The 10,333-nt window shown below is 72.4% G+C and carries 12 protein-coding genes; 8 read left to right on the top strand and 4 right to left on the bottom strand.

The genetic code is table 11. The annotated features are described in order from the left end of the window. Both GTW67_RS01550 and GTW67_RS01545 read left to right on the top strand, forming a co-directional pair. Positions 1–1,052, top strand: a 1,052-nt coding sequence (locus GTW67_RS01550) for a helix-turn-helix domain-containing protein (RefSeq protein WP_237518601.1), incomplete at its 5' end; no start/stop codon positions are given. A gap of 349 nt (positions 1,053–1,401) precedes the next feature. Continuing rightward, positions 1,402–1,557, top strand: a complete 156-nt coding sequence (locus GTW67_RS01545) for a hypothetical protein (RefSeq protein ID WP_161162994.1) — start codon at positions 1,402–1,404, stop codon at positions 1,555–1,557. Here GTW67_RS01545 and GTW67_RS01540 read toward each other — a convergent pair whose 3' ends face one another. After that, on the bottom strand, positions 1,558–2,130 hold the full coding sequence (locus GTW67_RS01540; protein WP_346010532.1) for a CGNR zinc finger domain-containing protein: 573 nt from the start codon (positions 2,128–2,130) through the stop codon (positions 1,558–1,560). 161 nt (positions 2,131–2,291) lie between these two features. On the opposite strand from GTW67_RS01540, the gene GTW67_RS01535 reads away from it, so the two are divergent. From GTW67_RS01535 to GTW67_RS01520, 4 genes are all read left to right on the top strand, one after another. After that, complete coding sequence (locus GTW67_RS01535) at positions 2,292–2,747, top strand: VOC family protein (protein ID WP_161162992.1); 456 nt, start codon at positions 2,292–2,294, stop codon at positions 2,745–2,747. A gap of 116 nt (positions 2,748–2,863) precedes the next feature. Then, on the top strand, positions 2,864–3,781 hold the full coding sequence (locus tag GTW67_RS01530; protein WP_161162991.1) for a pyridoxamine 5'-phosphate oxidase family protein: 918 nt from the start codon (positions 2,864–2,866) through the stop codon (positions 3,779–3,781). 40 nt (positions 3,782–3,821) lie between these two features. Beyond that, positions 3,822–4,019: a ferredoxin gene (locus GTW67_RS01525; RefSeq protein ID WP_161162990.1), complete on the top strand. Its 198-nt coding sequence runs from the start codon at positions 3,822–3,824 to the stop codon at positions 4,017–4,019. Then, complete coding sequence (locus GTW67_RS01520) at positions 4,016–5,329, top strand: NAD(P)/FAD-dependent oxidoreductase (protein ID WP_161162989.1); 1,314 nt, start codon at positions 4,016–4,018, stop codon at positions 5,327–5,329. The genes GTW67_RS01525 and GTW67_RS01520 overlap by 4 nt, the downstream gene beginning before the upstream one ends. On the opposite strand, the gene GTW67_RS01515 is transcribed toward GTW67_RS01520, so the two are convergent. Genes GTW67_RS01515 through GTW67_RS01505 form a run of 3 tightly spaced genes read right to left on the bottom strand, consistent with a single transcriptional unit; the run spans position 5,303 to position 8,617 of the window. Beyond that, the gene (locus GTW67_RS01515) at positions 5,303–6,844 is read right to left on the bottom strand and encodes a 3-hydroxyacyl-CoA dehydrogenase (RefSeq protein ID WP_161162988.1); all 1,542 of its coding nucleotides are present in this window, start codon (positions 6,842–6,844) and stop codon (positions 5,303–5,305) included. The genes GTW67_RS01520 and GTW67_RS01515 overlap by 27 nt on opposite strands. Positions 6,845–6,893: 49 nt before the next feature. Continuing rightward, entirely contained in the window at positions 6,894–7,673 is a 780-nt protein-coding gene (locus tag GTW67_RS01510) for a CoA-transferase (RefSeq protein ID WP_161162987.1), read from the bottom strand. 26 nt (positions 7,674–7,699) lie between these two features. Beyond that, positions 7,700–8,617 carry a CoA transferase subunit A gene (locus GTW67_RS01505; RefSeq protein ID WP_202436678.1) on the bottom strand — a complete coding sequence of 306 codons (918 nt, stop codon included), beginning with the start codon at positions 8,615–8,617 and terminating at the stop codon, positions 7,700–7,702. Between the two features lie 153 nt (positions 8,618–8,770). On the opposite strand from GTW67_RS01505, the gene GTW67_RS01500 reads away from it, so the two are divergent. Together GTW67_RS01500 and GTW67_RS01495 are read left to right on the top strand one after the other, a co-directional pair. Further along, positions 8,771–9,673, top strand: coding sequence for a LysR family transcriptional regulator (locus GTW67_RS01500; protein ID WP_161162985.1), 903 nt, complete (start codon positions 8,771–8,773; stop codon positions 9,671–9,673). A gap of 104 nt (positions 9,674–9,777) precedes the next feature. Then, on the top strand, positions 9,778–10,333 hold a 556-nt coding region (locus GTW67_RS01495; protein WP_346010531.1), incomplete at its 3' end, for a thiolase family protein.

The raw sequence follows: 10,333 nt of genomic DNA, 5'->3' as shown, positions 1-10,333 counted from the left end.
TCGGGCAGGGATGGTCGTCGGAGCGACGGTACCGGGGAGTGACGATGTGGCTGAACGTGTCGAGCGAAGCACTGCCCGCCGAGGAACGCTTCCCCTTCTGGGCCGACTTGCTCTGCCGTGAACTGGCCCCTCTCACCCTGAGCAGCGCGAAGGCCGACGCCGACTTCCCCGCGAGCGTGGGCCTGCTCGATCTCGGGACGGCGCGGCTGGCCGCGTTCGACAGCCCCCCGGCGCGCCTGAAGCGCACCGGGGCCGACATACGGAGGGCGGATCCGGACACGTACCAGCTGACCTTCGTCCGTGGCGCCCCCCTGTGGGTGAGCCAGCGCCGTCAGGACTCGGGGCTGGTGTGCGGCGACATGGTGCTGTGGGACAGCTGGCACCCGTTCGAGGGCGCGGTGCCCGACCACGGCCGTCACACACAGGCACACATCCTCCAACTGCCCCGCGAGCGAGTCCCGCTCCCGCTCCACAAGCTCGACCGGCTCCTCGCCCGGCCCCTGTCGGCCCGCACCGGTCTGGGAGCGATCCTCGCCCGGTTCGTGACGACACTGGACACCTACGGCCCCGACTGCGAACCGGGCGCGCTCGGCCGGCTGGGGGAGACGGTGCTCGACCTCGCGGGCGCCTGCCTCGCGGAGCACATCGGAGCGTACGGCGACCTCCCGGCCGAGTCCCGCCGGCAGGCTCTGCTGGCCCGCGTGACCACCTTCATCGAGCACAACCTCGGTGACCCGGACCTGAGTCCGGCGGCCATAGCGGCCCACCACCACATCTCCGTGCGTACCCTGCACACCCTCTTCCGGGACGAAGGAGAGACCGTCGCGGCCTCGATACGCCGGCGCCGGCTGGAACGCTGCCACGCCGACCTCACCGATCCCCGGCTGCGACGCCGTTCCATCGGCGCGATCGCGGCACGATGGGGGTTCCTGCGCCCGGCAGACTTCAGCAGGGCCTTCCGTGCGAGATACGGCGTGCCGCCGAGAGAGCTGCGGCAGACGGCACTGCGTGGTGCGCCGGATACGCGACGGGCTGCGCTGAACGACAAGTAACCGCACACGCAAGGCCAATTCACGGCCGCCCCTGAACGCCACGATGTACGGGACGGGGGGGAAGGCAGGGCTCGGCCTCGCGGGCGGAGCCCTGCCTCGTCTTATCTCCCGTCGTCATGGCCGATCACTCACGGCACACCGGTCAGGCACCGCCGGCCACACGGCCGGGGACTGTCGTGGTGTGCCCGAGCAGGGGAGACGGACGCCTATGAACGTCAGAGCAACCAGGGCCAGAGGGACGGTGGCAGCACTGTCCGGGCTTGCCATCGCCTTCGGAGGAGTAGCAGCGTCGGCTCCTACGGCCGCGGCCGCGCCCGCCGCCGCGAGTCCCGCGCCGGGGACCTATCAGGTGGGTGTCTACCCGGCCCCGTTGTGCGCCGCCTACGGCCAGTACTACCAGGCCTACTTCGCGACGCAGGGCCGCAGGGCGTACCCCCGGTGCATCTACGTGGGAGGCGAGTTCCCCTTGCTCCAGTACGTCCTGCTGGTGACTCTCGTCAACTGATCAGGTGCTCTTCGTGCGGGCGTAGTGGCGCTGTGCCTTCGCCCGGTTGCCGCAGCCAGCCATCGAGCACCAGCGGCGGGTGCCGTTCTTGGACACGTCGTAGAAGTGCAGGATGCACTCGGGGTTGCCGCAGGCCCGGATCCGCTCGGGCCGCTCGCCGAGCAGCCGCAGATAGTCCCGGGCCGCCTGCCAGGCGGGCAGCCAGGAGGGGGCGTCGACCTCGGTGAAGGTGGCCGGTCCGTCGGCGGTCAGGCGATGACCCGTCCGGCCGTGGGCGAGGACGGAGTTGAGGGCCTCGACGGCGCCAGGACCGGGTTGCCGCGGGCTCGCGATCGCCTCGTCGAGGGCGGCGCGGGCCCGGAGCAGCCGCTGGAGGGTTTCCTCCTCCACCGGGACCGGTGCGCTGTCGAGGGCCTGGCGCACCAGCGGGCTGCCGAGCCAGATCGCCAGCCCGTCGAGCGAGTCGAGCAGGTCGTGGCGGCCCGAGGCGTCGATCCAGCGGGTGTTGAGCAGGTCGATGCCGAGGGGTTCGTCGGTCAGCGGGCGAGGGTCGGCGTCCGGGGTCGGCGGCACGGTGCGGGGTCCTTCCTTCGCGGTGGTGGCGGGGAGCACGCAGCCACCATAACCGGTCATCCACTGATCACCGGTTGACGCCTCACGAATCTAACCCCTAAAGTTGCTTTCACCAGTTACGAGATCGTCTCGTGACGATGAGTGAAGGCATGTGATGGACCATGGCTGAGGCGAAGACCCTGCAAACCGGCCACGTGGGGCTGAACGTCACCGACGTCGACCGCTCGCTCGCCTTCTACCGAGCCGTCTTCGGCTTCGAAGTGATGGCCGAGGGCAAGGAGGACGACCGTCGCTGGGCGTTCCTCGGCCGCGACAACCGGATGTTCGTGGCGCTGTGGCAGCAGAGCGCCGGCTCGTTCCCCACCGACCGGCCGGGCCTGCACCACCTGTCGTTCCAGGTGGAGACCATCGACGAGGTCAAGGCCACCGAAGAGGTGCTGCGCCGCCTGGGAGCCGAGTTCAGCTACGACGGCGTCGTGCCGCACGGTGAGAACGGCACCTCCGGCGGCATCTTCTTCGCCGACCCCGACGGCATCCGCCTGGAGATCTACGCCCCCACCGGCGCCGACCCGGCCGACGCCCCCACCCCGGGTGCGCCCACCTGCGGTTTCTTCTAGGGAGCCCGTCGGCCCGCCCTGGCGCCCCCGGTTCCGGAAGGGCGGGGCGCCCGGGCGGGCCGACACCCGAAGCACCCCTCGGACACCACAAGTCCAGCGCCCCGAAAGGACATCCCGTGGCCACCTATCACAGCGGTGAGATCGCCGTGCAGGAGCGCGCCGGTCTCGCCAGGGAGGCGGGGTACGCGCTCGGCGGCATCGGTGCGACGGTCCCGCCCGTCGCGCGGGAGTTCCTCGCCGAGCAGCCGCTGATCGTGCTGGGCGGGTCCGACCGCGCCGGCCGAATCTGGGCCACCCAGCTGACGGGGCCTCCCGGGTTCATCCGGGTGCCCGACCCCCGCACCGTCACGATCGACGCCCTGCCCCTGCCGGAGGACCCGCTGGCCGACATCCTGGCCACCGGGTCTCGCCCCCGGATCGGAATGATCGCCATCGAGCCCGCCACCCGGCGCCGGATGCGCGTCAACGGCCGGGCCCACCGAGAGGGCGACGCGTTGCACGTCGACCTCGACCAGGTCATCGCCAACTGCCCCAAGTACCTCCAGAAGAGGCACTACGTCGAGACCCGGCCGGGCGACGACACAACCGTGGCCCGCACGGCCGTCGAGGGCACCGAACTCACCCCGGCCCAGCAGCGGACCGTGCGCGCGGCGGACACGTTCTTCGTCGCCACCGCATCCGACCAGGGCGACGCGGACGCGTCGCACCGCGGCGGAAACCCCGGCTTCGTCCAGGTGCTCTCACCCACCCTGCTCCGCTGGCCCGACTACACCGGCAACGCCATGTTCCTGACCCTGGGCAACCTGCTGCTCAACGCGTCGGCGGGACTCCTCGTCCCGGACTGGGAGACGGGCACCACCCTCCATCTGTCCGGCACCGCGCACACCGTGTGGGACCCCGAGGAGATCGCCAGGGTGCCCGGCGCACAGCGCTTGGTCGAGTTCACCGTCGAGGCCGTACGGGAGATCACCGGCGCCTCGCCGCTGCGGTGGAGCAGCCCCGCCTACTCGCGCTTCAACCCCCCGGCCGGCTGACCCCCGGCCGCACCACACCCACGACCCCTACGGAGCGACCATGCGGATCACCGTGGACATGAACCTCTGCGAGAGCCACGGACAGTGCGTTTTCGCGGCGCCGGAGATCTTCTCCTTCGACGATGACGACCACCTCGTGTACGAGTCCGCCCCCGGCGACGCGCTGCTCGACCGGGCGGAGAAGGCTGCGGCCGTCTGCCCGGTCCGCGCCATCACCGTCTCCCGGGCCGCCGCATGAGAGCCGAGGACCACCGGCGACTGGTGATCGTGGGCGCCTCGCTCGCCGGACTGCGAGCGGCGCGGACCCTGCGCGAACGGGGTTTCACCGGCGACCTGACCATCGTGGGCGGCGAACCGCGTCTGCCCTATGACCGGCCGCCGCTGTCCAAGCAGGTACTGACCTCCCCGCACCCGCCGGCCGGGGTCGAACTGCCCCTGCCCGAGGGGCTCGACGCCCGCTGGCGGCTCGGCCGGGCGGCGGTACGCCTGGATGCCGAGGCGCGGACCCTCACCCTGGCCGACGGCGCGCTGCTCCGGTACGACGGACTGCTCATCGCCACCGGATCGGCCGCCCGCGGCTGGCCGGCCGCCCGACCCGCGCCGCCGGCCGGCGTGGTCACCCTGCGCACCTGGGACGACGCGCTCGCCCTGCGGGACGGGCTGGTGCCCGGACGGCGGCTGGTCGTCGTCGGCGCCGGCTTCCTGGGCGGCGAGATCGCCGCCGCCGCCCGGGAACGCGGGCTCGACGTGACGCTCGTCGAAGCCGCGGCCCAGCCCCTCGCACGCGCCATCGGCACCACCGGGGGCGCCTACATCGCCGCGCTCCACCGCGCGGCGGGCATCGACCTGCGTACCGGGACCACCGTCGAGGGCTTCCTCGCCGGGGCCGACGGCTGGATCACCGGCGTCCGCCTCTCCGACGGCTCGACGGCCGCGGCCGACCTGGCGGTGCTGGCGCTGGGCGGGGTGCCGTCGGCCGGCTGGCTGGTCGGCTCCGGCCTCGCCCACGACGGGGGCGTCCACTGCGATCCGTGTCTGCGTGCCCTGCGCGCCGACGGTTCGGTCGTGCCCGGTGTGGTCGCGGCCGGTGACGTGGCCCGCGTACCGCAGCCGCTCGCCGACGGCGAGCGGCTGACGCTCGGCCACTGGACCAACGCCGTGGAGCAAGGCGCGGCAGCCGCCGCCACGCTCCTCGCCGCGCAGGACCCCGCCCCGACACTTGAACCGTTCGCGGCCGTTCCGTCCTTCTGGTCCGATCTGCACGGCACCCGGATCCGCTCGGTCGGCCTTCCCGCCGCCGCCGACGAAGCACGCGTCGTGGAGCACGACCTGACGGCACGCCGGCTGGAGATCAGCTACCACCGGGCGGGCCGGCTGGTCGGAGCGCTGACCATCGGGCGGACTGGACGACTGGCCTCGTACCGCTCGGCGTTGGAGCAGCGCCTGACCCCGACGGCCGCGACGGGACACGGATCCGGTGCACCCGAGACACGGCCCCGCGCGACACTGATGCCGTCGTCGTCACCGGCCGGTGCAGTCGGCGGGTGACGTGCCCGGTGCCGTCAGGGGGAGGCCGAGCTGGGCGCGTTCGGTGAGCCAGCGGGTCGGGCGGTAGCGCGGGTCGCCGGTCGTGGCGTGGAGGTTGCGCTGGAGTTCCAGCAGCCGCGCGGCGCCGATCCGGTCGCCCCAGGTCAGGGGCCCCACGGGGTAGCCGAGGCCGGTCCGCACGGCCAGGTCGATGTCCGTGGGGGAGGCGAGCGAGCGCTCCGCCATCGAGGAGGCCACCGACACCACGGAGGCCAGGAGTCGCTGAGCCACCGAGCCCGCCGTGTCCCGGACCACCGACACGGCGTACGGCTCCCCACTGTTCGCCGCGCGGGCCAGCACCGCCCGCGCGTCCCGTGCGGCGGACGGATCCGCCGCGGGTGTCACCGAGAGCACCCGGCGCCGGCCCGCCGCGGGCAGCGGGTCCGTCCCGAAGGTGCGTGCGGCGGGCAGGCCCAGCGCAGCCACGGCGGACGCCACCGTGGTGCCCCAGGCCGGGACCAGCACCACCGCGTCACCGGACGGCTCGGTGCCCGTCTCCACGGTCGCTCCGGCGGCGACCAGCGCCTCCCGCAGCGCGGCCGCGGACGGAGGACCCGTCTCCGCCACGAACACCGGCCGGTCCGCGTCGCCCGTCACCGGCGGTTCGGCGACGACGGCGGGGGCGTCGGGGTCGTAGGCGTACCAGCCCCGGCCCGTCTTCCGGCCGTGCAGTCCCGCGGTCACCCGGTTCGGGGTGAGGTAGGAGGGGCGCAGCCGGTCCTCGTGGCGGAAGCCCTCCCAGATCGAGTCGATCACGGCGGCCGTGACGTCGAGTCCCGTGAGGTCCATCAGCTCGAACGGGCCCATCCGCAGCCCCAGCACGTCCCGGGCGATCCGGTCGATGTCCGCCGGTTCCGCGAGGGACTCCTCCAGCAGCGCCAGCGCCTCGGTGACCAGGCCCCGCCCGGCGTGGTTGACCAGGAAGCCCGGCGTGTCCGCGACCGTCACCGCGCGGTGGCCGCAGCCCTCCACCAGCGCGGTGAGCGCCGGCGGGATCTCCGGCCGGGTCGCCGCGCCCGGCACCACCTCGACGATCTTCATCAGCGGCACGGGATTGAAGAAGTGCAGCCCCACGAGTCGGCTCGGGTCCTCCAGGGTCGCCGCGATGCGAGTCACGGACAGGGACGAGGTGTTGGTGGCGAAGACGGCGGAGGCGGGCAGGACCTGCTCCAGCTTCCCGAACACCTCGGCCTTGGTGTCCAGGTCCTCCCGTACGGCTTCGACGACCAGCCCGACGTCCGGGCCGGCGGCCCATGGGTCGTCCAGCGGGACCAGCCGCTCCAGGGCCGACGCACCGTCCTCCGCGGACATCCGGCCCTTGTCGACCGCCCGTTCCAGCATGGCCCGTACGAAGTCCACGGCCGATGTCACGGCCTCCTGCCGCACGTCGCACAGCTCCACGGTGTGCCCGGCGGACGCGGCCCACTGGGCGATCCCGCGGCCCATGGCCCCGGCACCGACGATCCTGATGCGCATGGCGATCACGGTCCTTTCGTTGATCCGGTTCAGACAGAGGCAGGTCGTCTCAGCGGAGATAGACGCGGCCGGGGTCCACGTCCTCCCGCAGCAGCCGCAGCTCCGCCGCGGTCGGCGGCTCCACCGTCTCCACGGAGTCGGCCACCTTCAGGTCCCAGCCGGTGGCCTCGCGGACCTGGCCGACCGTCACACCCGGGTGGACGGCGATCAGCCGCAGCTCCTCGCCGACGCCTTCACGGGCCAGGATGCCCAGCTCGGTGATGACCCGGGTGACGCCGACGCCCAGCGGGCGGATGCCCTCCGCCAGCGCCCGGTCCGGGCCGGGAGTGGTGCAGAAGTCCAGGACCTCGGTGAAGGAACGCGGAGTGTGGCGGCGCATCACCACGAAGACCTCGCGGGAGTTGGCCATCACCTCGACGGCGCCGCCGGAGCCCGGCAGCCGTACCGCCGGGCGCTGCCAGTCCCCGATCACGGAGGTGTTGAGGTTGCCCCACCGGTCGACCTGGGCCGCCCCCAGGAACCCGACGTCGATGTGTCCGCCTTGCAGCACGTAGCCGAACAGCGCCGGCATCGACAGCACCGCCTCCGCGCCCGAGATGAGCACGGCGTCGGCGATGGTCTCCGGCAGGTGCGACGGATGCGCGCCGCAGACCCCGGACTCGTACACCACCTCGATCTGCGGCGCGACCGTCAGACGGGCCAGTTCGGTGGCGAGCGTCGGCAGCCCGATGCCGGCGAACACCGTCCGCCGGGAGGCCAGTTCACGGGAGGCTACGACGGCGAGCAGCTCCGAGGAGGTGACCGCCCCGGGTACGGTGAGCGTGTTCACGGTCTCTTTCCCTTCCGTCGGCGCGCTCACAGCCGCCGCCCGTAGTTCACCGGTTCGCTGAGCGCCTCGCCGACCGCGAGCCCCGCGCAGAAGTCCTCGCCCAGCTTCGCGGTGTACTCGGCGTGGTCGGCCGTTCCGTACACCCACTCGTCCAGCCACTCCCGCAGCCGCTCCGGATCCGCGCTGATGTGCGACCAGGCGCGGTAGAAGGCGTTGTCGCGGTCGTAGTAGCCCTGCGCGAAGGACGGGTGCGCGCCGCGCGGGCAGACGACGACGGCGTCGACCGCGTGCGCCGGGATCAGCGTCCGGTTGGGATCCGAGCGGACCACCTCCTCGTCGACGACCTCCTCGACCACGACGATCGCCTTGTCCGCCGCGTACACCGCCTCCGCCTGGACGCCGGTCAGCCCCCAGATCTGGGTGTTGCCCAGCCGGTCGGCCCGCTGGGCGTGGACGATCGTGACGTCCGGATTGACCGGCGGGACGACGTAGATCTGCTCGGGCTCGCCGTCCGGCCCGGGATAGGGCGAAGTCACCTTGCGCAGATCGCCGTTGACGCCCGGCAGGTCGCTGCCGCCGTAGCTGCGCAGCGGGTAGAAGGGGAGCCGCTGCGCCCCGGCGAGGTAGCGGCAGACCATCCCGTAGTGGCTGTACTCCTCGAAGGCCAGCGGCGCCGGGTCGGCGCGCTCGATCCTGCGCCGCAGCTCCCCGAGCGAACCGGCCGAGGAGTTGCCGACGAACGAGGACACCAGCCGTGAGACGCAGCCGGCGGCGATCATCTGGTCCACCACGATGTCCGCCGTCATCCGTACGACGGTGAGGTCGCGGCGGCCCTGGCGGATGATCTCGTGACCGGCGGCGGTGGGGATGAGATGGGTGAAGCCTTCGATGCCGACGGTGGCACCGTCGTGCACGAAGGCGGCGACGGCCTCCCTCATCGGCATGACCTTGCCGGCCCCGTCGGCCGTATGCGTCCGTTCCACGGTGCTCCTCGGCGAGTGTGTGCGGGTCGCCCTACCGTGTCAGCGGCCATTGAGTGCCGTCCAATACCGAATTAGGGTTGCATTAAGACAGCGTCGTAATGAATGGGTTTCCGGATGGAACTGCGTCATCTCACCGCCTTCACCGCAGTGGCCGAGGAGCTGCACTTCGGCCGGGCCGCCAAACGGCTGCAGATGGCCCAGCCGCCGCTCAGCCAGCAGATCCGCCAGCTGGAGAAGGAACTCGGCGTCCAGCTCTTCGAGCGCAACACCCGCTCGGTACGGCTCACCAGCGCGGGGGAGTCCTTCCTCGAACCCGTGCGGACCGTGCTGGAGAACCTCGACACCGCGGTGCGGGCCGCCAAGGCCGCCGGACGCGGGGAGTGCGGCCGGGTCACCATCGGCTTCGCCGGTGCCTCCAGCCACGAGACGCTGCCGCACCTGACCCGGGCCGTGCGCGCCGCACACCCCGCTCTGGAGCTGGTCATGAAGGGGCAGACGTACGCCAACGTCGCCCTCTCCCGGGTCGCCGACGGCTCCCTCGACCTCGGGTTCGTCCGCCTCCCGGTGACCCAGCCGGGCGTGGCCCACCGGGTGATCGACGAGGAGGAACTGCTGTGCGCGCTGCCTTCCGACCACCGGCTGGCCGAACTCGACAGCATCCCGATCGCCGTCCTCGCCGACGAACCCTTCGTCTCCTTCCCCGCGAACGCGGGCTCCACGGTGCGTGACGCGATGGTCCAGGTCTGCGAGTCGGCCGGCTTCAACCCGCGTGTGGTGCAGGAGGCCCCGGACTCGTACACGATCCTCGCCCTCGTCGCGGCGGGCGTCGGTGTCACCCTCACCGTCTCCTCCGTCCGGCACATCCAGCAGGGCGGGCTCGTGTACCGGCCCCTGGCCGGACCGCCGGTACGGAGGCAGGCCGCGCTCGCCTGGCGCACCGACAATCCGTCCGCCGCCCTGCGGGCCGTGCTCACGGTGGCCGAGGAGGCCCTGCCGACACCTCCGTCACTCCATTGAGACACGGAGGAAATGAATAGGTCGCCAACTCGGTATTGGACCGACTCAGTGGTCGGGTGCGAAGGTCACCCCCACACACCCGAACCGCCGAAAGGTGTTCCGCCGTGGCCGACCCCTCAGACGTCGTCATCTGCGCACCGCTGCGCACCCCCATCGGGCGGTTCGGCGGAGTCTTCGCCCAGCAGACCCCCGCCGCGCTCGCCGCACGCGTCATCGCGGAGGTCGTCGCCCGCACGGGGATCGACCCGGACCGGATCGACGAGGTGATCCTCGGACACGCCTACCCCACCTCCGAGGCACCGGCCATCGGCCGCGTCGCCGCCCTGGACGCCGGACTCCCCGACACCGTCACGGGCCTCCAGACCGACCGCCGCTGCGGCTCCGGACTGCAAGCAGTCCTCGACGCCGCCATGCAGATCCGGGCCGGCTTCAGCGACGTCGTCGTCGCGGGCGGCGTCGACGTGATGAGCGCCGCCCCCTACTACACGCACCACGGCCGCTGGGGCATCAAGGGCCCCGGCCTCCAGCTCCACGACGCGCTGGCCCGCGGCCGGGTCACCGCGGGCGGCGCACGCCATCCCGTCCCGGGCGGCATGATCGAGACCGCGGAGAACCTGCGCCGCACCTACTCCATCAGCCGCGCCGACCAGGACGCACTCA

The sequence above is a fragment of the Streptomyces sp. SID5910 genome (assembly GCF_009862125.1).
Classification (GTDB): Bacteria; Actinomycetota; Actinomycetes; order Streptomycetales; family Streptomycetaceae; genus Streptomyces.
The sequence above is the reverse complement of the archived record's forward strand: the minus strand, read 5'-3'. Positions and strand labels throughout refer to the sequence as shown.

Coding starts and splice junctions, on each gene's coding strand:
- GTW67_RS01535 (WP_161162992.1), top strand. CDS start 2,292: ATGGCTGAGGCGAAGACCCTGCAAACCGGCCACGTGGGGCTGAACGTC.
- GTW67_RS01525 (WP_161162990.1), top strand. CDS start 3,822: ATGCGGATCACCGTGGACATGAACCTCTGCGAGAGCCACGGACAGTGC.
- GTW67_RS01520 (WP_161162989.1), top strand. CDS start 4,016: ATGAGAGCCGAGGACCACCGGCGACTGGTGATCGTGGGCGCCTCGCTC.
- GTW67_RS01515 (WP_161162988.1), bottom strand. CDS start 6,844: ATGCGCATCAGGATCGTCGGTGCCGGGGCCATGGGCCGCGGGATCGCC.
- GTW67_RS01505 (WP_202436678.1), bottom strand. CDS start 8,617: ATGCCGATGAGGGAGGCCGTCGCCGCCTTCGTGCACGACGGTGCCACC.
- GTW67_RS01500 (WP_161162985.1), top strand. CDS start 8,771: ATGGAACTGCGTCATCTCACCGCCTTCACCGCAGTGGCCGAGGAGCTG.